We start from the raw sequence: 22,754 nt of genomic DNA on the forward strand, positions 1-22,754 counted from the left end.
TTCCTTCGACCGCTTTTTCTATGCGCCGATTTTGGAATGCTTTCGTCCCGCCAGAAGTTTGACCTCTCCAGGGTCGCGCCGAGCTGTTTGGCGGGCAGTGCTATTGTTCGTTCGGAACGCCAGCGCCAAATCGGCCAGCGGGCGAACCCGCCCACTACTGCACTCTGTGTTTCTCCGTGGCCTCTGTGGTAAAGTCCGTTCTTCTTGTCAGCGAGACGTTCAGCGACTGTTTTGCACATCGGGGGAAGTGCTGAAGCACTGCGGCCCCATCTTTCCGGATTCCTTGATTGGGTTGCCAAATCGTCCGGTGTTGTGATCATCAAGGAAGTCGAGATGTCGCCAGAAGAGCGTATTCATTTTAATTCTGTACTGGGGACTCGAATGGCCGGTGACGGTTCGGCCGCGGAGCCACTCTTGAAAAGCGTGGGCGAGCAAACCGGTTTGACGTTGACGAAAGTAGGACAGCCACAGCTGATATTGCTTGTGGCAGAGGTTTCTAAGTAACCGATTAAAATCAATTTTGAAGAGCTTGCCGCAATGATCCTTGGAGTCCCCCGAGAAATAAAATCGGACGAGTATCGACTCGCCATGTTACCCAGTGGGGTTGAGGAGTTGGTGTCAGCTGGGCACCAGGTGCTGGTGGAACGCGGGGCCGGTCAGGGGAGCGGCATTCCTGCGGACGAGTACGCCGCCGCAGGCGCGACGATCGTGGAGACTCATGAAGAAGTTTTTGCCAATGCGGATCTGATTGTCAAAGTCAAAGAGCCGCTGCCTTCCGAATGGCCGCTCCTTCGCCCAGGGCAGATTCTGTTTACGTTCTTCCACTTCGCGGCTGATGAAGAGCTGACTCGCAATGTGCTGGAATCGAAGGCAACAGCAGTCGCGTATGAAACGCTGCGAGGGCGCAAGGGGGACTTGCCGCTGTTGACGCCGATGAGTGAAGTGGCGGGGCGGATGAGCATTCAGGAAGGTGCCAGGTTTCTGGAGCGGCCTCAGGACGGTCGTGGTATTTTGCTCGGCGGCGTACCAGGAGTTCAGCCGGCTCATATAGCGATTCTGGGCGGTGGTGTTGTTGGCAAAAATGCGGCTCAAATCGCGGCCGGCTTTCAGGCGGACGTCGTCATTCTGGATATCAACGTGGATCGACTGCGTTATCTGGAAGACATCATGCCAGCGAACGTGAACACGATCTTTAGCGATCGCCACAGCGTACGTGAACAGTTGCAGAAGGCGGACCTTGTGATTGGTGGCGTTCTGATCCCAGGGGCGCGAGCACCTCGGCTGGTGACGGCGGACGATTTGAAGTTGATGAAGCAGGGTGCCGTCATCATCGACGTGTGCATTGATCAGGGCGGCTGCACCGAAACGTCGCGACCGACGACTCATGCCGAACCAACTTTCATTGTAGACGGCATCGTTCACTATTGCGTGACCAACATGCCGGGGGCCGTCGGTCGGACCAGCACGTATGCGCTGTGCAACGTTACGTTTCCGCATGTCCTGAAGATCGCCAACAACGGGCTGCGGAAAGCTTCAGCCGCCGATGATGGACTGGCGGCCGCTGTGAATATGTATGGTGGGAAGGTGACCAATCGAGCAGTCGCGGAGACATTCGGCCTGCCATTCGTGAACTATTCGGATTGTTGATTCGCTGTCGCCATGAAAACTGTCATCTTGCCACCTGAAAATCTGCCCGACAGCGCTGGGTTTGTAGACGGAGGCTGGTGGCATTCTGCTGAGGAAGAAAATCGCATTGTTTGCGACTTGTGTCCTCGTGAATGCCACATGAAGCCGGGCGATCGCGGTTTCTGTTTCGTCCGTCAGAACGTCGACGGCAAGATGAAGCTGACGACTTATGGTCGCAGCACAGGGTTTTGCATCGATCCGATCGAGAAGAAGCCGCTTAATCATTTCTATCCCGGTACGGCGGTGCTGTCGTTTGGTACGGCGGGCTGTAATCTCGGCTGCAGGTTTTGTCAGAACTGGGATATCTCCAAGTCGCGCGAAGTGGAAAAGTTGAGCGAGCTGGCGTTGCCGGAGATGATTGCGGCGGCGGCGAAGGACACCGGTTGTCGCAGTGTGGCTTACACCTACAACGATCCGATTATCTGGGCGGAGTACGCTATCGACACGGCAAAGGCCTGTCGGGCTGCAGGCATCAAGTCGGTTGCTGTCACGGCGGGCTACATCATGCCGCAAGCTCGTCCAGCTTTCTTTCATGCCATGGATGCTGCCAATGTGGATCTGAAGGCATTCACTGAAGACTTCTACGAAAAGATTACATATTCGAAACTGGCTCCGGTGCTGGAAACGCTGCGGTGGCTGAAGCACGAAAGCGACGTTTGGTTCGAGGTGACGAACCTGATCATCCCTGAAGCCAATGATTCACCCGACGAATTGCGTCGCATGTGCGACTGGCTGTTGGACGCCGTTGGAGCTGACGTGCCGATTCATTTCACCGCGTTCCACCCGGATTTTCGCATGACGGATCGAGGCCGGACGCCTCACGAAACGCTCTTGAAGGCGCGTGGAATTGCCCTGCGGCAGGGACTGAAGTTCGCGTACGTTGGTAACGTCAACGACGTCGCCAACCAAAGCACTTACTGTCACAGTTGCGGAACTCTGCTGATCGAACGAGACTGGCACCAGCTGGGAAGCTACCAGTTAAATGGGAATCGGTGCAGCAAATGCGGTGAGGTCGTTGCCGGTCATTTTGATACGCAGCCAGGCACGTGGGGGCGACGGCGGTTACCCGTTAAGATCGGGCGTTACGGGGCAGCCCCCGAGAATTTGGTGTCGCTTGGCAGTGGCTCTGGAGTCAAATCCCCATCGGCCGAAGAGTCGACTAAGAGAAAGATGAACTCGATGGAGGCAATCAGCGAAAGTCCCTCATTGACGGATGAGCAGGAGGACGCGATTCACGGTGCAGCCTGCGAAATTGTGGCGGCGACGGTGACAGGCCGCCCAATACAACTGCCGGATCGAAGTCTGGCGAATGCGGCGGACATCACCGTCATGGGAGTCTTCGCGACACTCAAACGCAACGGCCAGCTGCGCGGTTGCTGCGGATCTGTTGGGCAGCCGATGAACCTACTGCAGGCGTTGGCACAATCGGCCGCTCGAACGGCAAAAGACGATCATCGGTTCCCGCCGGTATCAGCGACCGAACTGCCGTATCTTACGCTGGACGTCACTTTGCTGTTTAACTTTGAGTCCGTGACGGAGCAGGGAGAAGACCGCGTCAATGCGGTTGAGGTGGGGCGACATGGTTTAAAGATTGTGCGAGGGGGTAAGTCTGGCTTACTGTTGCCGATTGTGGCCATAGAACGCGGCTGGGATTCGCGCACATTTCTGGACCAGGTGTGTCGCAAGGCTGGCCTGCCAATCACCGCGTGGCAGCAACCGGACGCTCAGCTTGTGCGTTTCGAAGGTCGGATGATTGAGCGGGAAATGGAGCCATCAGTTCTGGCTCGCAGCATTTCCGCGAAACCTCATCCTATGAGCCAGTCGGAGGTCGAAACGTTGGCGGCCTTCGCGCGTGCGAACATCATGGCGACGCTGCAGGGGGCGGTCCCTGGTTGCTTTCCGGCGAACTGCTCAGACGGCACTGTCGACGGTATCGCTCTGCGCCTTACGTTTCGCGGCGTGGACGAACAGGCCGTGTTTTCGCAGTTGCAGTTCCGAGGCGGCGTTCCTTTGCAGACGACTCTATTGCAGCTGACGCAGTCTGCCGCCGGCTGGCTGCGAAACTCGCAATTCGATCCCGACCTGATTGCAAGGCTAAAGGTCGATCTAGTCGCGTTTGCCGATCCGGCGATGCATGGCGTTGTGAAATCGCCAGACGTAAACGGAATCGATCCAGCGAGTCGCGCTGTTCTGGTGACGGAAGGGCAGCGATCAGCGTGGATGTTTTGTCCTGAGTTGTCAGCTGAAGAACTGGTCGAACGATCGGCGAAGGCCGCTCAGGTGTCCATGCCGACGTCTGCATCCGTATTCAGTTTTGCGGCCGTCTCCAGTTCTTCAGATATCAGCAATACGAACGTGCCTCATCCTCGTCCCGGTGCTGAGGTTCGTCCTGCGGGCGTGGCGGGACGTTTCTATCCGTCGAGTCCATCTGCATTGTCGGCCATCGTCCAGAGTTGCCTCGGCGAAGTGCCCGAAACCAAAGAGAAGTGGCCAGCCGTCATGGTGCCGCATGCCGGGCTGCAATTTTCCGGCCGCGTTGCCGGCGATGTCTTAAAGAAGATCGAAATCCCGGAAACAGCGATCGTGATCGGCCCCAAACACACTCGTAGCGGAGTCGATTGGGCTGTGGCGCCGCACAAAACGTGGCAATTGCCAGGCGGGGCAATGGCATCAGATCCGCAGTTGGCGGAACGACTTGCGGATCGAATCGACGGGCTGCAACTGGACGCGGCGGCCCATATGCACGAGCACTGCATCGAAGTGGAATTGCCATTGCTGCAGGAACTCGCACCGCAGGCGAAGGTTGTCGGCATTGCAGTTGGCGGCGGCAACCTGGATCGTTGTGTCAGGTTTGGGCAACAGTTGGCCGGTGTGATATCGGAGATGAAAACGGCGCCGCTGCTGATCATTTCCAGCGACATGAATCACTTTGCCAGCGACGAAGAAAACCGTCGCCTGGACGAGATGGCTTTGGCTGCGATGGAGTCGCTCGATGCTGCGATGCTATATGACACGGTCACCTCCAACAGTATCTCGATGTGCGGCGTGCTGCCGGCCGTCATCGTGATGGAAGCGCTGCGGGCCATGGGCCAACTGTCACGTATTCAGCGAGTCAGCTACGCCACCAGCGGCGAAGTGTCTGGCGACCTGGATCGAGTGGTTGGATACGCTGGGATGTTATTGGGTTGAACGAAAGTTCGAACACGTTCATGGTAGTTCCAGAACCACGGCGACTGATTCCCCCTGTTTAACGCGCGGGAATGTTCGCAACAGAATGACCAGGCCGCTGCCTTCCGAATGAACCGGTGTGGCTTCGCCGTCGTTGATTGGGAACACGGTGCCCAACGGATCGCCTTGCGTTACAAGATCTCCCAGAGCCACGTTGGGTTCGAAGACGCCCGTGACTGGTGACGGGTTGCAGACCTGAAGGTGTCCGGAGTCAGGCTTCGGGTCTTCGACCACGTGACGAACTCGGCAATGCGGCTGCGTTCTTGTCAGCATGCCGAGTTCTGCCATGACGTTCAGGCAGCCGTCGACGCAGTCCCGAGTCCCGTTGGCAGTGCATGTGGCCGCACCGTGGTATTCGCTGTAGATGGCGGGAACAGCTGCATCGCGAGCCACCGACAGGGATCGCCCGTCCAGGTGCGGCGATGTCCCCCACACAACCGGCAGATTGAAGGCGCGAGCCATACGTCGCTGGGCCTCGAGAATTTCTGGATCGGCGTGCAGCATGTAGCCAGCGAGCGGATACAGCGAATACTCGGTGCCACCGGTGTGCAGGTCGATGTAGTAATCGGCCATTGCGATCAGCTGGCTGAGTTCAAACGCGGTCCGTTCCGTAATGCTGCCTGTTTCGCTCCCAGGGCAGGTGCGAGCCAGATCTAAACCGTCTTCGGCGCAACGGTGACCTCGGAGAAACGCGGCTTCGTTGACGCACGGGACGAGTGTGACTTTACCACGAAAGCCCGACACGTCTTCAGACTTGTTTTGAAACTGATTTAATAGCGTCTGCACCGCACGGATCGGTTCGAATTCATCTCCATGGACACCGGCTGTGATGAGAAGGTGAGGGCCCGGTTCTGAGCCATTGAAGGTGTGAGAATTGATTATTGAGGTGACCACGGGCTTTTTCTGTTAATGGAGACGCTGCCATTGGCCGTTAAACGGCACTGACAGATGTTTCTTCGCTGACGTCTATTGGTGCGGCCCGGCAGTGTGTTGTTCCGATCTGTTCTGGATGGTAACAATTCCTAAAACGATTATCTTGCTCCGATGCTCGCTTGCGTTTCTACATTTCAGGCTTCCGCTATGCGTCGATTGTTTGCCACCTTACTATCGCTTTCGATTACTCTGACGCTGTTAACTCAGCCTGCGGCAGTCGCTCAACTTCCCGACAATAAGACAACTTCCGTGAACTCAACGCCGCCAACTGCCGGGGACTTGTCCCCTGATAATCCCTTCGCTTCGCCCAGTAAGTTGCCTCTACAGGCACCTGCGTTCGATAAGATTAAAGTCGAGCATTTCCAGCCCGCGTTTAAGGCCGGCATGCAGCAGCAACTGGATGAGATCGAAGCGATCGCCAGTCAGCAAGCCGATCCAAAGTTCGAAAACACAATCGTGGCGATTGAGAAATCGGGCACGCTGCTGGGGCGAGCTCGCCAGGTTTTCTCGAACTTGACGTCGTCGCACACCAGCGATGCATTGCAGAACATCCAAACAGAAATGGCTCCGCTGCTGGCCGCTCATTCGGATAACATCCTGTTGAACCAGAAGTTATTCAAGCGAGTGCAATCGCTGTACGAAGATCGTGATTCGCTTGACCTGACCGGCGAACAACAGGAAGTGTTGCGACAACACTACGAAGACTTCGTTCGTGCCGGTGCGAAACTCGCTGAAAAAGACCAGGACCGTATTCGCGCGCTGAACGAGCAGCTTTCAACTTTGCAAACGAAATTCGAAGACAACCTGCTGGCCGAAACGAAAGCGCGATCCATTCTTGTGGACGATGTTGCCGTGCTGGACGGCCTTTCCGAATCGGCAATCGCTGCCGCCGCCGAAACGGCCAAGGAGCGTGGTCACGCTGGCAAGTACGTACTGGAAATCACCAACACAACTCGTGTGCCCGTGCTGTCGTCGCTGAATAATCGCGATCTCCGCGAGCGGGTGTGGAAAGCGTCTGCGAATCGAGCCCTGGGCGAAGATGGCGGCATTGACAATCGTGGACTGATTCTGGAGATCGCTCAGTTGCGAGCCGAACGCGCTCAGCTGTTAGGCTACGACAATCACGCGGCCTATAAACTGGCCGATCAGATGGCGAAAAATCCGACGGCCGCACGCAAGATGTTGACCGATCTGGTGCCCGGCGTCGTGGCTCGCGTGCAGGAAGAAGCAGCGGATCTGAAAGCCATGATGAAACAGTCAGGAGCCGATCACGAACTGGCTCCATGGGACTGGGAATACTATGCAGAGAAAGTGCGGGCCGAAAAATTCGACGTGAACGATGCAGCGGTGAAGCCGTATTTCGAGCTGAACAGCGTGCTCGAAAACGGTGTGTTCTTCACCATGAACAAGCTGTTTGGTGTCACCTTCAAAGAACGCAAAGATCTGCCCGTCTTCCATCCGGAAGTCCGCATGTTTGATGTGCTTGATGAAGATGGATCGCAGGTTGGTCTGTTCTACTTTGATCCGTTTAAGCGAGATTCGAAGCGGGGCGGCGCGTGGATGAGTTCTTTCGTTGACCAGTCGCAGCTGATGAATGAAAAGCCAGTGATCGTCAACACGCTGAACATTCCTCGACCTGCCAAAGGCGAGCCAGCATTGATCAGCTTTGACAACGTGACCACGCTGTTCCACGAGATGGGGCACGCGGTTCACGGCCTGTTTTCGGATGTGACGTATCCGTCCGTTTCGGGCACGGCCACACCGCGAGACTTCGTGGAATTTCCGTCGACGTTTGAAGAGGACTGGGCCATTCAGCCAGAGATTCTGGCCAATTACGCTCGGCACTACAAAACTGGCGAGCCGATTGAGAAAGAGCTTTTGGACAAAGTGATCGCGGCCAGTAAGTTCAATCAGGGCTTCGACACGTTGGAATACCTCGCGGCGGCGATCCTAGATCTGGGATGGCACACGCTGTCGCCTGACGAGATTCCGGGCGACGTTGCTGCTTTTGAGGCGGCTACGTTGAAAAAGTATGGCGTCGATGTGTCGGTCGTGCCGCCGCGTTATCGCACTGCGTATTTTGCTCATATTTGGGGAGGCGGCTATGCAGCCAGCTACTACGCTTACCTGTGGAGCGAAGTGTTGGCTGCCGATGCGCACGCTCACATGATGGCCAATGGCGGAGCAACTCGGGATAACGGCGACACTTTGCGACGGGAAGTGCTTTCGCGCGGCAGCAGTCGTGATCCCATGGAAAGCTACAAGGCGTTTCGAGGGCAGGAGCCAACGGTTGATGCGTTGTTGAAACGTCGTGGGTTGAAGTGATCGAAGTCCCGCGTCGTTGAGCTGATATTTATCAGTGGCCGGGTCTGTTACAGTCGATACAATTCAGCTTTTACATGAACGTTATCGTCGAGGTCTCAACAATGCCGCGAGAAGAATTACGCAACACGCTTGCGAGTCTGCACGAAACGCTAAGTGGCACGGACGACGTCGATCCCGAAACCCGGGAGCTGCTGAAGAGTGTCACGTCTGACATTGAGCGAATTCTGGCGGACGAAGAATCTGCGACCGAAGTGGGGGATTCGCTCACCGAACGGATCGAAGATTCCATGCGAGCGTTCAAGGTCAGTCATCCGATTATCGGCGGTCTGCTTCAACGCCTGAGTGACGGACTGGCGAATATGGGGATCTGACCTTTCGGGCAGTCTCCCGCAGTGACAGCAATTGCAGCATCTTAACTAACACCCTAGACGGACTCGGCCCTTGATCGACTACAAGACACACAGACCAGACGCGTATCCCGAAGTTCTGGTCGTCGAACTGTCAGGGAAACTCGACGCCGAGACTTCTGACTACTTGATTCAGTGTATTCAGACTGAGATCGAAAGCGGAGCGCGAAAAGTGGTGTTGGACTGCAGCAAACTCGACTACATCTCCAGCCTCGGGCTGGGCACACTTGTCCGCGCGTCGCACCGGGTGAAGAAGCAGGACGGAGCGATTGCTCTGGCTGGTGTTCAGGGTATGGTTGCGGAGGTCCTCGCGATAGCTCAGCTTGGCCGCCTGCTGCATATGTATCCTGACGTTGATGCCGCCGCGACGTCATTCGCTGCCTGAATAATCCCGCTCCGCCGCTCGCCCCAATGCAGGCGCGACGCATGCATCAGGGGCTTGCAGCTTGCGAGCGAGGTTTTTTACATAACAAATGGTTTGTCGAGGCGGCGACGGATCGGCACGATCTGGCCGACGTGCATCATGACGTGAGTTGAAATGAGTATGAACAGCGAACCCACGGTCGGACAGAAGTTTCGCATGCCTTCTGGTCCCGGCTTGTCGAGATCGTCATCGCTAAGGCTGTCCAATGCGGCGAATGTAGCCGCCTGCACTTTTTGAAACAGCTCAAGGTATTCTGCCTTCGTGCAGAACTGCGACGCATCATCACTGCCCGCGTTTTCTTTGGCGTGATTTTCGACGAATCCGTCCGGAAGTTCAGCCGCTGCATCCGGCACAGCCATGTTTAGCAAGTTGCCTTCTGAGCTGATCAGATGCCCAAGCTGCCATGCGATGTGATTACACCCTTCGCCCGGTCGCTGCATCAGATCCGCGTCTTCGAAGTCGCCGAGGTATCCGTTGAGGACCATCTGGCTGAATCCGTAGGTTTGTTTGATGGCGTCTTTCGTGTTCATTGGGGGCTTTCAAAAGTGTTGTGGATATCCTGCTGATCCATCCGAACAGGTGGCTGAGTATGCGACGGAGCATACCAGTTGCAGATCTAAGCATCCATTTGCCAGCCGCAGAAAGTCGCCATCACTTTCCAAGTGATGCAGCCCGACGTTATGACGTTGCAGAAGTGCATGCGTTGCCTTTTGCTCCGGCTTTGTCGAATGCGGAATTAGCAGAACCGGGGGCAGCTGTCAGAGACCCGGCGGCCGCGTGGGCTTCGTCACTTGGAAAGTGACGGCTACTTTGGGCATACTATTGAAATGGATCTGCATTTCTTTGATCGAAACGAGCCGATTGCGATTCTGGACCGTCGCCTGCCGCATTGGTCGCAGCCGGGTGTTGTGTGTTTCATCACGTTTCGCACGGACGATTCCATGCCGCGTACTGTTGTGCAAAACTGGCATGTCGAACGCCGCATCTGGCTGCGACAGCATGGTATCAATCCTGACGACCAGCGTTGGAAAATGCTGCTGCGGAAACTGGAGCAGCCCATTCAGGAAGAATTCTACGCGACGTTTTCCAATAAGTGGCACGAAGAGCTCGACCGCTGCCATGGGGCGTGTGTGCTGAGAGATCCGGAGAACTCAAAGACCGTCGCGGACAGCCTGTTGAAGTTTGACGGGGACCGTTACCTGATGACGGACTTTGTCGTGATGCCCAACCACATTCATCTTCAGGTGGCATTCAAGGATGATGATTCGATGCTGAATCATGGAAGCGATTCACTGGTCGCACGATCAACAAACGCATCCGAGCGTCCGGCCGATTCTGGCAGCAGGACGGCTTCGATCATCTGGTGCGATCCAAAGCTCAGTTCGAACACTTCCGTCGGTATATCGCCAAAAACCCACGCAAAGCGAGCCTCAAGAACGGTGAATACGTTCTGTACTCAACGTAGCCATCACTTTCCAAGTGATGCAGCCCGCTGTTGTGACGGCTTAAGAATTCAGTCGCTGGTTCTTGGTCGGCTTGATCGAAGGCTGGGTTAGTAATGCAGGGTGCCGCCGCCAGATGACCGGCGGCCGCGTGGGCTTCGTCACTTGGAAAGTGACGGCTACTTTTTTCGGCGGTCAGTAACCCAGTGGTTCCTGCCACGCAGTTTTCAGCTCGTTAAGATCGGCGTTCAACAGGGAGCCAACCTGAAGACGATCCGTGTCATTCGTGACGCCGACCAATGTCGCTTCAACTTTGGACGTAAACTGACTTGTGTTGCCTGGCTCAACTTCCACCAAAAACCGGCCATTGCTTTCAGCGAATAAGTCGGCCGCAGTGAGGTCTTCGTTCAGCGTCACTCCAATACCACCGGCAAACGCCATTTCGGCGGCTGCGACTGCAAGGCCGCCTTCGCTTAGGTCGTGGCAGCTTCTTACAAGGCCGGCCTTGATGGCGGCGTGCAGGGCTTTGTAAGTAGCGAGGTTCCCGGCTGCGTTCAATTGCGGAACTTTTCCACCGTCGATGTTGTTAACTAAGTTGAAGTGGCTTCCGCCAAGTTCTTCCGGGTCGGTCTTGCCCACCAGGTACAACTTGTTGCCAGGAGCTTTCAGGTCCATGGTGACAGCTTGTTCCACGTGGTCGATCTGGCCCAGTGCTGTGATAAGCAGTGTGGATGGGATGGCAACTGTCTGGCGATTACCGTCTTTGTCTTCGTAGCTGAATTCGTTGTTTAGGCTGTCTTTGCCACTGACGAACGGTGTGCTGTACGCCACCGCAATGTCCTGGCAAGCAAGGGCGGCTCGGACGAGTGTTCCCAAAGTTTCCGGACGTTCGGTGTTGCCCCAGCAGAAGTTGTCGAGGATCGCAATTTTGGATGGGTCCGCTCCGACGGCAACGCAGTTGCGAATGGCTTCGTCGATCGCTGCGGCAGCCATCCAGTAGGGATCTTCGTCGCCGAGATGAGGGTTCATACCGCAGCTGACCACGAGGCCTCGGTTGGAGGTTAGGTCAGGCCGCACCACGGCTGCGTCGGACGGGCCGTCGTTGTTGATACCGACCAGCGGTTTGACCACGCTGCCGGCCTGGACTTCGTGATCGTACTGGCGAATGATCCATTCTTTGCTCGCAACGTTCAGGCTGCCGAGGATTTTCTTGAGGTCTGCGGTGTAGTCTGATTTGTTGAGAGCGGCAACCAAAGTAGCAGGCACTTTCCAAGTGCCGCCCGCCTGTTGATCGACGTCTGCACTGCTGGCTTCATCACTCGGAGAGTGATGGCTACTTAGTTCATACGTCGCTTCGCGAATCACGGGCGGCCGTCCGTCATGCAGGAATTCCATCGTGACTCGGCCGACTTCGTTGTCCGCGTACTTCAGCACCAGTTCGTGAGTGTCTGTGAACTGACCGATCACGCTGGCTTCCACGCCTTCGGATTCGCACAGCGCGGTGAATTCTGCGACGTTGCTTTCCGGGACAGCCAGCACCATGCGTTCCTGAGCTTCGCTGATCCAGATTTCGGTGTACGACAATCCGCTGTACTTCAGCGGAGCTTTATCGAGCCACACTTCGGCGCCGGTTTCTTCGCCCATTTCGCCGACGGCACTGCTGAATCCGCCAGCTCCACAATCGGTGATGGCGGTGTACAGATTGCGGTCGCGTGCTTCCAACAGCACATCCAGAACCATTTTTTCGGTGACCGGGTTGCCGATCTGTACGGCTCCACCACTGATGCTTTCGCTGTCTTCAGTGAGTTCTGCAGAGCTGAACGTCGCGCCGTGAATTCCGTCCCGACCGGTGCGTCCGCCGACAGCGACAATCAAATCGCCCGGCGAAACTTTACCTTCGCTTTTGTCGCGAGGGATCATGGCAATGTTGCCGCAGTAGACGAGCGGGTTGCCGAGATATCGGTCGTCGAAATAGACGGCTCCATTGACTGTGGGAATGCCCATTCGGTTTCCGTAGTCTCGCACGCCGCTGACGACGCCTTCCATCACGGCTTTCGGATGCAGAACACCGGGCGGTAGTTCGTCGGCGGGAAAGTCCGGGCGAGCAAAGCAGAAGACGTCGGTGTTGCAGACCGGGCGAGCTCCCAGGCCGGTTCCCATCGGGTCGCGGATGACTCCGCCGAGCCCCGTGTTGGCTCCGCCGTATGGTTCGATAGCGGACGGGTGGTTGTGAGTTTCGACCTTGATGCACACGTCCTGATTTTCATCGAACGTGACGATGCCGGCGTTGTCTTTGAAGACGCTCACGCACCAGTCGTCGTCGCCGAGGTTTTCGCGAATCTGCACCGTGGCGGCGAAGACTGTTTCCTTCAGCATGTTTTCGAACTGGATTTCGCGGATGGTTTCGCCGTCCTGCGTTTCCACATAGTGAATGCGGCCAGCCAGGGTCTTATGAGAACAGTGTTCGCTCCACGTTTGAGCGATCGTTTCCAGTTCGATGTCGGTGGGATCGCGGTCGAGCGATTTGAAGTAGTCGCGAATGGTCTGCATTTCAGCCAATTGCAGATACAACTGACCTTCGGCCGATAGTTTCATCAGTTCGTCGTCTGATGCCATGCCACGAATGGGGACGGTGCTGAGTTGAAAGTTGTAATCGCTGCCGACGTGCAGGTCGGTGAGTTGCAGCGGGCCGGTGACAACGTATTCAATCGCGTCGTTGGCGATGACTTTGGAAGACACTCGCGCGTGTTCGGCTTCGGATAGACTGCCTGTGAGCCAGTACTTGCGGCACGTGGCGACGGCAGAAACGTTCAGGTTTTGCTGAACGAGCGCTTTGGCAGCGTTGTCGGCCACGCTGTCGGTGACGCCAGGGTGCAGCAGGACGTTCAGGCACTCAGTTTTGTCAGCCGCATTTGAATCGGGCAGGGCGGTGACTCGGAACGTTTCCACAACGGGATCGCACAGCAGTAGTTCGGCCGCTTTACTTGCGTCGGCTTCTGATAATTCGCCCTGCATCAGAAACGATCGCGCCGATCGAACGTCAGTGAGAGAATTAATACCGAGGCTCTTCGCGTCGGCCAGAATTCGCTGGCCTTCGTGGTCGCGAGCGTCCTGGGACGGCAGAATTTCAACTTCCCAAAGCATTTTGACGGCATTCTGATTGGTGTGAGCATCGAAAACGGACAGTGCTGCGGAAGTATTTCACGGGCTGGCGTTGGCGGCAACTCACCCAGCGATTCCTTCCCAATTCCGTGAAATGTCTCTCGTTGTCTTGCCGCAAAAGTGCCGGTGGAGCACGTTCTGGATTGAATCGCCGTTGGCAACGCATCATTATCGGCAACGTTTTCACCGCTTTCGCCTTTCGGTTTACTTCAGGAGATGTCCCGTGCTGCGTTATTCACGATCACTGTTCGCCATCGTTTTCGCATCGACATGCCTTCACGTGCACGCCCAGGAGTGGAAGAGCGGTGTGGAATGGCAGGAACCCCCAGTGGTGACGCCGGGGGCAACCGACAGTCAGCCTCCGTCGGATGCCGTTGTGTTGTTCGACGGGAAGGACTTGTCGGCGTTCAACGGCGGCGACAAGTGGCTGGTGCAGGACGGTGTCGCGATTCCGCAGGAGACTCAGATTACGAGCAAGCAACACTTCGGCGACATGCAGTTGCACGTGGAATGGTCGGCTCCGACTGAAATCAAAGGATCGGGGCAGGGCCGAGGCAACAGCGGCATTTTTCTGATGGGGCTGTACGAGGTTCAGGTGCTGGATTCGTTTCAGAACGAAACCTACTTCGACGGCCAGGCAGGATCGATCTACAAGCAGACGCCTCCGCTGGCCAACGCGATGCGGAAGCCGGGCGAGTGGAACACGTACGATATCATCTTCAACGCACCGGTTTTCAAAGTGAATGGCGACATCGAAAAGCCCGGCACGGTGACCCTGCTGCACAACGGAGTGCTGGCACTCAACCACTTCGAACTACTTGGGCCGTCAAGCTACATCGCACCACCACACTATGAACCTCACGCCGAAAAAGGGCCGATCGCGTTGCAATTCCACGGCGACCCAGTGAGGTTCCGCAACATCTGGGTGCGAGAGCTTAAGCCAGCGGTTGGGGAGCGAACTTCGCCTGGGTTTACAGTGAAGAAGAATAAGCCAAAGGTGAAGATGGACACAAAAAAGAAATTGGATGACGCAAAGGTGCAGGGGGAGAGCGCAAAAGGTGCCGATCAGCCCGCGCGTGAGGGTGATCAGGGTTCAGGGCCCCCGAAGGCGGAACCGGAAAAGGCTGAAGACAAATGATGCCCATTGTTGAGCAAGCGATGCTACTCGGCCTGTAGATTTCGGCGAGGTGAACGGCATCGCACGGAGGCAAGTATCAATCCGCTGATCAGGCACCCCAACAGTGTTGATGGTTCCGGAACTGCGGAGATCGTGCCGGAAAACGTAATAGGCTGTGACGCACTTCGTTCGAAGTTCGTCACGCGAAAAGTGCCACCGCCGGAAGTTGTGCCGGTTCCGTCGGCCTGTGTGTTGCCGATTTCGATCAGGCGAAATTCGACTGTTTGGTTTGTAAGTGTGCCAAGGCTGGATAAATCAATGATGGGGTCCAGCGGCGTAGTGCCACTTTGCGTGAACGTGTGCAGGCTGGCTGTGAAGTTGTCGAGGTTCGAGTAGAGCCCCAATGTTCCCGGCCCAGTATCGCTGCTGCGCGTTGAAATAGTCAGATCGCTGAGTACAACGCTGGTTGCGCCATCCACTGTGAAGCCAAAGCTAAAATACTCATCGGCGGCAGACGGCGAAATCGGCGGCGGTGAGTCCCAGCCATTGCTGTTAAAGGAGTCGGCAGCGCCTGTGCTTCCGAGCCCCGTGCCGCGCCTTAAATCGAGAGCGGCAATACCTCCGTCTGGCGCTATCCCCGCGACGGTGGCCTCTGATCCTAGCATTCCTTCTAGGTCATATTGAAGGACAACATCGGCATAGATTGGATGGCAAGCCAGGAATAGCGTTCCAATGGCAGCCCAAAGCGAAAGACACTTCATGGCAAAGTTCTCGTCTTGATGTATTCGGCGGCCCGCTGATAAGGAAAGCTTACCGGGACGACAGCGATTGTTCAAACAACTGCGGCTACCAGAGGGTGCATCCGCTCATTGGGCTGTAGTGGATTTCGGCAGAAATCTTTGTCTCGGTATTTCTGGCGAATCCCACTACAGCGGATCGGCACATCCCAACCAGCGGACGCACCCGGCGCCAATTTTGCGTAGGCTTTAGTCAGTCTTCCATAGAGTCGATCGCCTTCGCATCGAAGGCGATGTGCTGCTGTTCACCGGAACAGTCGGCTACGAATGTGCCAAACGGGTCAATCGGCTGGGGGTTTGGCTGGACTGGGGTTTGGGCAGGTGTTGGCGTTGGCTCTGCAGCGATGTGGCTCTGCACTTCAATGGCGGGTTCAGGGCGACTGTCGACCGAGTCGCCCTCGGTCTCCCGCGGCGGCCGCGGGCCCTGATACTGGTAGTACTGGCACTCGAGCCGCCCGTTGTAGAGTTTGCGGCGTCGGTCGGCTCGGCGGCCGAAGAGGCGTTCGAAGCCTTTGTATGACGTCAGAATGTACTGACTCCACGCATCCAGCGACGCAAATGTCTGGCCCATCACTCGGTAAACGGCTTCGACTTCTTCGTTGTCGCCGAGGCGTTCGCCGTACGGCGGGTTCGTGATGAGGCAGCCGTATTTTAGCGGCGACCTCAATTCGCTGACTTCCTGGCAACCGAATCGAATGCTTCCGCCCACGCCAGCGTCTGTGGCGCCTCGTTGAGACAATCGGATCGCGCTGGGGTCGTGGTCGTAGGCCATGATGGGAGCAGGCAGGTCTCGTCTCCGCGTGTCGCGTGCTTCTGTGCGGACGTCCTTCCAGGTCTGGCGGTCAAACCATGGCCAGTCTTCGGCGGCGAAAGACCGCTGCAGTCCGGGAGCGATGTTGCGGCCGATCATGGCAGCTTCGATCGGAATTGTTCCGCTGCCGCAGAAGGGGTCGATCAGCGGACGGTCCGAACTCCAGTAGCTAAGCTGGATCAGCCCTGCGGCCATCGTTTCTCGCAGCGGGGCGGCACCCACAATGCTGCGGTAGCCTCGCTTGTGCAGTCCCGGTCCGGTCGTGTCGATGGTTAGTGTCGCGATGTCTTTCAGTAGCGACACTTCGATCTGGAATTCAGCGCCTGATTCGTCGAATCGGAATCGGTTGTGCTTCTTTTTCAGGCTTTCGACGATGGCTTTCTTGGTGACTCCCTGGACCTTCGGCACCGCATGCAGTCGAGAACGAACGCTGCGGCCTTTGACGGGAAAGCTGGCGTCTACAGGTAGTAAGTCTGCCCAGGGCAGGGCCGTCGTTTGGTCGAACAACGCCCCGAAATCCGGAGCGGGAAATTCACCCACCCGAATCAGCACTCGATCAGAGGATCTCAGCCACAGATTGCAGCGAGCGATATCGCGTTCATCGCCTGAAAACAGCACGCGCCCGTCAGAAACGCGGCAATCCTCGTAGCCGAGTTGCTGCAGTTCGCGGGCCACGACATTTTCCAGACCGAAAGTGGCGGTGGCGATGAGATCAAAACGCGGCATGGGAGATCAATTAGATGACAATGAGGTATTTCTGCGGTCAGTATGGTCTCCGAATGAAGGCATTCAATCGACAAACTTCGCCTTCTTTCCTTCAGGAACACGTAATGGCCACTTTCTTTCCGAGAATCGCCGAACTAGAATCGCGGCGTGGTTTGGGGCAAAGCTTCGGTCAGTGCGTTGCCGATGCCAGCGTCAGTGAACATGACGTTTTCGTTTCCCGGCCGTCGTTGCGTTTGCCAACGGGCGGATCGCCAGTGTGTTCGGCCACATGCCGACCAATGATGACTCAGAAGGTTAAAAAGTATGCAGGTTGCTATTACCTGTCGTCACGGCAGTATCAGTCAGGAACTGCGGGAGTACATTGCCCGAAAATCCGAGAAGGTCGTCCGATACCTCGGGGAAGTCAGCGAAATTGGTGTCACGCTGGAATTTGAGGGCGAGCGTTCCGACGTTGAAATGCTGGTCGAAATCGAGGGTTATCACACCATTGTGGCTCATGTGGAAGGCGAAGACGCCAAAGCCACATTCGACAGAACATTGGCCAAAATGGAAAAGCAGGTGCATCGCTATAAAGAAAAATCGCGAGACCACCGCAGAAGCAAGCCCGTCAGCGAAGTCGCTCGACTTCCGGAGGATGACGTTGATGCCGACAGCGACACTGAAGTCGCTGGCTAGGCCCGTCACTTGCTATGGGGGCAAACGAAGCCGCTCAATGGTCGCTTCGTTTCGAGATCTGATATCCGAACATTCACAACTTTGATTTTGCAAAAAAACATGTCTTCGCAGGGTACTACTACAATGAAGTTGACAGACTTTGTCGTTCAAAAGGCGATTATTCCCAATTTGAAAGCGACCTCGAAAGAGGACGTGATTCGGGAAATGGTGGCTGGCCTGAAGGACGCAGGCAGCATCAAAGCAGAAGATGAAGAAGCAGTCGTTGCCGCCATTCTCAAACGAGAAGAGCTTGGTTCGACTGGAATCGGTAATGGCGTTGCAGTGCCTCACACTAAACACCCATCGGCCGAAGAGCTTGTGGCGACAGTCGCTGTGTCGCGTACGGGGGTGGATTTCTCCAGCCTTGATGGCGAAGAAGTATTCATTCTGTTCCTGTTGGTTTCGCCACCGGATCGTCCCGGAGACCACCTGCGTGGCCTTGAGAATATCTCACGGCATCTTCGCGGGCAGGACTTCTGCAACTTCCTGAAGCAGTCCAGCACCGCAAAGGACGTTTGGGAACTGCTTTCTGAAGCAGACAACAGCGATGAGGAAGAGGAAGAATAGATCATTGCGTCGAATTCAGGTGCCAGGGCGCTAGGTCCTGCTGCGACTTCGTGGAGAAACGAGCATGGGGGCTGACGAACCAACTCGGTGTCGAGTAACCTTGGCGCACCGAAATGGTCTGCATTTGTCGCCCATTACGATGTTGGTGAAGCAGGCGTCGCAATTTACGTCTGACATCAAAATCTCCTTCAACGGGAAGGCGGCGAGTGCCAAATCTGCGTTGGAGCTGATGCTCTTGGGGGCAACCCACGGCGCTGAGCTAACGATTGAAGCAGAAGGCAGTGATGCTGGCGCCGCCATTACGGCGGTTAGCCATATTCTGGAAACAGAACCGGAATCCACTCCGTAACGCTTGATGCTGACATGGCCCGTCGCTGGCATCAAACGGCCTTAGTGTGGATCTGCAGGAGTCCCCTCCTGGCGTCTCGTAAGTGCCGGCAGGTTTGTTGACTTCCGGGGCCGCTGCTCAGACCGGTTCAGCTGGAGCTTTGATTGCTCGTTCGACATTCTGCATCCGATGTCGATACACTTTCCCGGCTTGAACGCTCGAAGCCATTCACTGTCGAGCAGGAAGCGAGCTCTTCTTGTTGTTCTTCATTCGTAGTCTGAACTTTATTTGAGGTCGCGATTCACCGATGCAGGTCCGAAGCGGAATTGCGGTATCACCAGGAGTCGTTGTCGGACCAGCCCTTGTGCTCGGGGCCGATAGCTTCCGCATTCCCAATAACTTCGTAAACCGCGACGCTGTTGAAGATGAACTGGCTCGGTTTCAAGTCGCGTTGGATCACGTCTGTCGAGACATCGGCGAACACGAAGTTCTGGTCAGCGAACAGCTTGGCAGCCAATACGCTGCCATCTTCTCAGCCCACCTGCAGATGGCACGAGATCCGCGATTTGTCAGCGAAGTCGAATCTCTGATTCGCGAGCAACAATATTCGCCTGAATACGCTGTCAGTAAGACTTTACGTGGCTTCGCCATGCAGATGCAGAATCTTGGCGACCAGTATCTGGCCGAACGCGCGCTCGACATCTTCGACCTGGAAAAACGTCTGCTGCGGGAACTGTTGGGCGAACGACGCGAAGAATTGTCGAACCTGACTGAGCCTGTGATTATTCTGGCTCACGACCTGACGCCCGGTGAAACGGCGACGCTGAATACCAAATTCGTCATCGGCTTCGCCACCGAAGTGGGCGGTCACACCAGTCACACGGCCATTCTTGCGGGCGCTTTGGAAATCCCGGCTGTTGTTGGTCTGGGCCGGTGCCTGGCAGGCGTTTCAGGCGGCGAAACCGTGATTCTCGACGGCGATCACGGGCAGGTGATCATTGATCCTGACGAAGGTTCCATGAACCGCTTCCTTGACTCGCGGGCGAGGAATCAGCGAGTGACAGAGCGTTTGGAATCGCTGGAGCAAAGCGAATCGCAAACTCAGGATGGCGAACGCATCTTTACGCTGGGCAACATCGAATTTCCGGAAGAAGTGCAGCAGTGCATCAAACGCGGTGCCGACGGTGTGGGGCTTTACCGCACAGAATTCCTGTACCTTGGCGGCAACCGCGAACCGACTGAAGAAGATCACTACGATGCTTATACCCAGGTACTGAAAGCGTGTGGTGAATTGCCGGTCGTCATCCGGACCCTCGACATTGGTGCCGACAAGGTGCCCGCTCGAATTCGAGACCGGTTTGCTCAAAGCCAGAACCCGATGCTCGGTCTGCGCAGTATTCGCCTCAGTCTGCAGGGGACGCCTCTGTTCAAAGTGCAGTTGCGAGCCATCCTGCGAGCGGCAGTTCACGGCAATGCCAGAATCATGTTTCCGCTGGTTTCATCGCTGCTGGAATTTCGTCAGGCAAAGATGATTCTGATGGATGTGATGGAGGATCTGGAAGACGAAGGGATCGCCTATTGCGGCGATATTCCGGTTGGCATGATGGTGGAAGTGCCATCCGCCGTGATTCTGGCAGAAGAATTTGCACGCGAGGTCGACTTCTTCTCAATTGGTACTAATGACCTCATTCAGTACACTTTGGCGTGCGACCGATCGGACCCTTCGGTTGCAAATCTGTACCGTTCCGGCGATCCTTCCATTCTCCGCATGATTCAGATGGTGATGAAAGCGGCGAAAAAGCACGACAAACCCGTCACGGTTTGCGGCCAAATGAGCTCCGATCCCAGATTTGTGCCGCTACTGCTTGGGCTTGGCCTGCGTCAATTGAGTGCCACTCCTCACGCGCTTTCGCGCCTGAAGGAGGTTATTAGAAACATTTCCATCCCCGAAGCAGAACGTATTGCGGCTCACGCACTTACGTTGGATCTGGCTCGGGACGTCGAACACTATCTGTTAGGAGAACTGGGCCGAATCTGCCCGGATCTCGTTGTTTGAAATATCTTTACTGCCGCTTGCGGCGATTTTACGAAACACGAACGAACACGCGTCACAGCTTCAAATTCGGTTCAGCCGTTCCGGCAGATTCTCCGCATCACGCGACCTGCCGCAGGCCAACAGACCGAATCCGAATCCGTGTAACGGTGTTTCCTGACGGGAACGCCAAATGTCGAAAACTCAAGAGGAAAGAAAACATCAGTTTGGTTTGGTTAGCAATTCGTTCTTTTCTCCTCCGCGCACTCCTGCGTTTGGGGCGAGCAATGAATGGTCTGACGTCACGTCGACTTTGCCGCTTGCAGGCCAGGTCCGTTGCGATGTCGCGAAACCGGAATTGAATTCCACTGAACCCATCTGTCCGTTCTTCACGCTTCGGCAACGCTCGGTGTTCGTTCCAACGAACGAAAGCTGAGTTATGAAAAAAGAAATGCTGATCAACGTGTTGCAGCCGGAAGAAAGCCGGATCGCAATCGTTGAAGACGGAGTTCTGGAAGAACTTTACGTCGAACGAAGTAGTGCCGAAAACTACGTCGGGAACATCTACAAAGGAAAAGTCGTCAATATTGAGCCCAGCATTCAGGCGGCTTTTATTGACTTCGGTGTAGGCCGCAACGGCTTTCTGCACGTCAGCGACGTCGAATACCAATACTACAAACACCTTGTGAAAGGTGGCGACGGCGATTCGGACGATGATGAAGACGACGATCGCCCGCGACGTGGTGGTGGACGACCGCCCAAGCACCTGAACGAACGCAACGCCCGGAACAAACCGCCGATTCAGGAGATTTTCCAGCGCGGCAGCGAAGTCCTGGTGCAGGTGATCAAGGAAGGCATCGGCAACAAAGGCCCAACGCTTTCTACTTACATCTCGATCCCCGGACGCTTTCTCGTCCTGATGCCCGGTCTGCAACGCGTCGGCGTTAGTCGCAAGATCGACGACGAAAAAGCGCGACGCAATCTTCGTCAGGCCATGCGAAACCTCAAGCCGCCTTCGGGACTGGGCTTCATCGTTCGCACCGCCGGCGTCGACCGCGAAGAAGCTGATCTGAAACGCGACCTGAAGTACCTGTTGCGGCTCTGGGAAACGATTGTCGGCAACATTGAAGAGAAGTCGGGACCGGTCGACATCTATGCTGAATCAGACATGATGATTCGGACTATTCGAGACATCTACACCGGCGAAATCGACGCCGTTTGGATCGACGAAGACGCTGCCTATCAAAAGGCTCGCGACTTCATGAAGATCGTTATGCCAGGGCACGTGAATCGCGTCAAACGGTTTCGTGAACCCGAGCCGATGTTCGCCTATTACGGCGTGGAAGATGAGATTGCTCGCATCCAGGATCGTGATGTGCCGCTAAAGGGTGGCGGATCGCTGGTGATTGATCAAACGGAAGCACTAGTCGCCATCGACGTGAATAGTGGTAACTTTCGAGTCGACAACGATGCCGAAGAAACAGCTTATCGCATGAATCTGCGAGCAGCCGAAGCCATCGCGCGACAGATTCGCCTGCGTGATCTCGGCGGTGTGATTGTCAATGACTTCATCGACATGCGAGACGAACGGCATCGTCGCAGTGTTGAGAACGCTTTGCGAAACGCAGTCAAACGCGACCGAGCTCGCACCAGAGTTCTGCGGATCAGCCCGTTTGGCCTGATCGAAATGACTCGTCAGCGAATTCGACCATCGTTGCGTCGCAGCGTTTATCAGGACTGCCCATGCTGTAAAGGGGTGGGGCAGGTTAAGACAGCCGAAAGCCTGACGATTGAAGTGATGCGTTTGGTGATGAGTGCTGGCAGCAACGACGATGTTGCGACGATCACGATTGAGGTCCACGATCGAGTCGCCAGTGACCTCAACAATCGCAAACGCAAAGAGATTACTCGACTGGAAGACGAACGCGATGTCGTGGTGAATATCGTGTCGCGAGTCGATGTGACGCCGGAACACCTGTCCGTGAGTTGCAAAGACGACAACGGTCGAGCGGTTGTTATCGGCGAATAGATGACAGTTTGCGATAGCGCTGTCGA

General features: G+C 55.9%; 18 protein-coding genes and 1 pseudogene. 13 read left to right on the top strand and 6 right to left on the bottom strand.

Going from position 1 to position 22,754, the window contains the following annotated elements; all coding sequences use genetic code 11:
- Positions 1 to 219: 219 nt before the first annotated feature.
- Positions 220 to 357 (bottom strand): hypothetical protein, encoded by a 138-nt coding sequence (locus Fuma_RS35460; RefSeq protein ID WP_158521137.1) that lies wholly within the window; start codon positions 355 to 357, stop codon positions 220 to 222.
- Between the two features lie 180 nt (positions 358 to 537).
- On the opposite strand from Fuma_RS35460, the gene ald reads away from it, so the two are divergent.
- The 3 genes and pseudogenes from ald (at position 538) to amrB (ending at position 4,875) form a co-directional block, all read left to right on the top strand.
- Positions 538 to 1,647, top strand: coding sequence for an alanine dehydrogenase (gene ald, locus Fuma_RS25850; RefSeq protein ID WP_077026669.1), 1,110 nt, complete (start codon positions 538 to 540; stop codon positions 1,645 to 1,647).
- Between the two features lie 12 nt (positions 1,648 to 1,659).
- Positions 1,660 to 2,781 (top strand): annotated as a pseudogene (gene amrS, locus Fuma_RS36675) (AmmeMemoRadiSam system radical SAM enzyme); the annotation flags it as partial.
- Between the two features lie 84 nt (positions 2,782 to 2,865).
- Positions 2,866 to 4,875: an AmmeMemoRadiSam system protein B gene (gene amrB, locus Fuma_RS36680; protein ID WP_349680196.1), complete on the top strand. Its 2,010-nt coding sequence runs from the start codon at positions 2,866 to 2,868 to the stop codon at positions 4,873 to 4,875.
- Positions 4,876 to 4,893: 18 nt separating this feature from the next.
- Here the strand turns inward: amrB and Fuma_RS25860 are convergent, their stop codons facing one another.
- Positions 4,894 to 5,808 carry a succinylglutamate desuccinylase/aspartoacylase family protein gene (locus Fuma_RS25860; RefSeq protein ID WP_077026671.1) on the bottom strand — a complete coding sequence of 305 codons (915 nt, stop codon included), beginning with the start codon at positions 5,806 to 5,808 and terminating at the stop codon, positions 4,894 to 4,896.
- A gap of 186 nt (positions 5,809 to 5,994) precedes the next feature.
- Between Fuma_RS25860 and Fuma_RS25865 the strand changes: the two genes are divergently transcribed.
- The 3 genes from Fuma_RS25865 to Fuma_RS25875 all read left to right on the top strand — a co-directional run bounded on the left by Fuma_RS25865 (position 5,995) and on the right by Fuma_RS25875 (position 8,964).
- Positions 5,995 to 8,172 (top strand): M3 family metallopeptidase, encoded by a 2,178-nt coding sequence (locus tag Fuma_RS25865; RefSeq protein ID WP_077026672.1) that lies wholly within the window; start codon positions 5,995 to 5,997, stop codon positions 8,170 to 8,172.
- A gap of 74 nt (positions 8,173 to 8,246) precedes the next feature.
- On the top strand, positions 8,247 to 8,543 hold the full coding sequence (locus Fuma_RS25870) for a DUF4404 family protein (RefSeq protein ID WP_077026673.1): 297 nt from the start codon (positions 8,247 to 8,249) through the stop codon (positions 8,541 to 8,543).
- 70 nt (positions 8,544 to 8,613) lie between these two features.
- The gene (locus Fuma_RS25875; protein WP_077026674.1) at positions 8,614 to 8,964 is read left to right on the top strand and encodes an STAS domain-containing protein; all 351 of its coding nucleotides are present in this window, start codon (positions 8,614 to 8,616) and stop codon (positions 8,962 to 8,964) included.
- Between the two features lie 77 nt (positions 8,965 to 9,041).
- Here Fuma_RS25875 and Fuma_RS25880 read toward each other — a convergent pair whose 3' ends face one another.
- A complete protein-coding gene (locus tag Fuma_RS25880; protein WP_077026675.1) occupies positions 9,042 to 9,533 on the bottom strand; it encodes a DinB family protein in 492 nt (163 codons plus the stop codon).
- Between the two features lie 297 nt (positions 9,534 to 9,830).
- Between Fuma_RS25880 and Fuma_RS25885 the strand changes: the two genes are divergently transcribed.
- The gene (locus tag Fuma_RS25885; RefSeq protein ID WP_083732333.1) at positions 9,831 to 10,559 is read left to right on the top strand and encodes a hypothetical protein; all 729 of its coding nucleotides are present in this window, start codon (positions 9,831 to 9,833) and stop codon (positions 10,557 to 10,559) included.
- Positions 10,560 to 10,640: 81 nt separating this feature from the next.
- Here Fuma_RS25885 and purL read toward each other — a convergent pair whose 3' ends face one another.
- Positions 10,641 to 13,589 carry a phosphoribosylformylglycinamidine synthase subunit PurL gene (purL, locus tag Fuma_RS25890; protein WP_077026676.1) on the bottom strand — a complete coding sequence of 983 codons (2,949 nt, stop codon included), beginning with the start codon at positions 13,587 to 13,589 and terminating at the stop codon, positions 10,641 to 10,643.
- 241 nt (positions 13,590 to 13,830) lie between these two features.
- On the opposite strand from purL, the gene Fuma_RS25895 reads away from it, so the two are divergent.
- On the top strand, positions 13,831 to 14,745 hold the full coding sequence (locus Fuma_RS25895; protein ID WP_229360739.1) for a 3-keto-disaccharide hydrolase: 915 nt from the start codon (positions 13,831 to 13,833) through the stop codon (positions 14,743 to 14,745).
- Between the two features lie 23 nt (positions 14,746 to 14,768).
- Here Fuma_RS25895 and Fuma_RS25900 read toward each other — a convergent pair whose 3' ends face one another.
- On the bottom strand, positions 14,769 to 15,389 hold the full coding sequence (locus Fuma_RS25900; RefSeq protein WP_158521138.1) for a PEP-CTERM sorting domain-containing protein: 621 nt from the start codon (positions 15,387 to 15,389) through the stop codon (positions 14,769 to 14,771).
- A gap of 325 nt (positions 15,390 to 15,714) precedes the next feature.
- Positions 15,715 to 17,058, bottom strand: a complete 1,344-nt coding sequence (locus Fuma_RS25905) for a THUMP domain-containing class I SAM-dependent RNA methyltransferase (protein ID WP_077026679.1) — start codon at positions 17,056 to 17,058, stop codon at positions 15,715 to 15,717.
- Positions 17,059 to 17,361: 303 nt separating this feature from the next.
- On the opposite strand from Fuma_RS25905, the gene hpf reads away from it, so the two are divergent.
- The 5 genes from hpf to Fuma_RS25935 all read left to right on the top strand — a co-directional run bounded on the left by hpf (position 17,362) and on the right by Fuma_RS25935 (position 22,728).
- Positions 17,362 to 17,733, top strand: a complete 372-nt coding sequence (gene hpf / locus Fuma_RS25910) for a ribosome hibernation-promoting factor, HPF/YfiA family (RefSeq protein ID WP_077026680.1) — start codon at positions 17,362 to 17,364, stop codon at positions 17,731 to 17,733.
- Positions 17,734 to 17,856: 123 nt separating this feature from the next.
- On the top strand, positions 17,857 to 18,339 hold the full coding sequence (locus Fuma_RS25915) for a PTS sugar transporter subunit IIA (RefSeq protein WP_077026681.1): 483 nt from the start codon (positions 17,857 to 17,859) through the stop codon (positions 18,337 to 18,339).
- Between the two features lie 100 nt (positions 18,340 to 18,439).
- Positions 18,440 to 18,688, top strand: coding sequence for an HPr family phosphocarrier protein (locus tag Fuma_RS25920; protein ID WP_218922301.1), 249 nt, complete (start codon positions 18,440 to 18,442; stop codon positions 18,686 to 18,688).
- 286 nt (positions 18,689 to 18,974) lie between these two features.
- Positions 18,975 to 20,723, top strand: a complete 1,749-nt coding sequence (gene ptsP / locus Fuma_RS25925; protein WP_077026683.1) for a phosphoenolpyruvate--protein phosphotransferase — start codon at positions 18,975 to 18,977, stop codon at positions 20,721 to 20,723.
- 415 nt (positions 20,724 to 21,138) lie between these two features.
- The gene (locus Fuma_RS25935; RefSeq protein WP_077026685.1) at positions 21,139 to 22,728 is read left to right on the top strand and encodes an Rne/Rng family ribonuclease; all 1,590 of its coding nucleotides are present in this window, start codon (positions 21,139 to 21,141) and stop codon (positions 22,726 to 22,728) included.
- Positions 22,729 to 22,754 lie beyond the last annotated feature (26 nt).

The sequence above is a fragment of the Fuerstiella marisgermanici genome (genome assembly GCF_001983935.1).
Classification (GTDB): Bacteria; Planctomycetota; Planctomycetia; order Planctomycetales; family Planctomycetaceae; genus Fuerstiella; species Fuerstiella marisgermanici.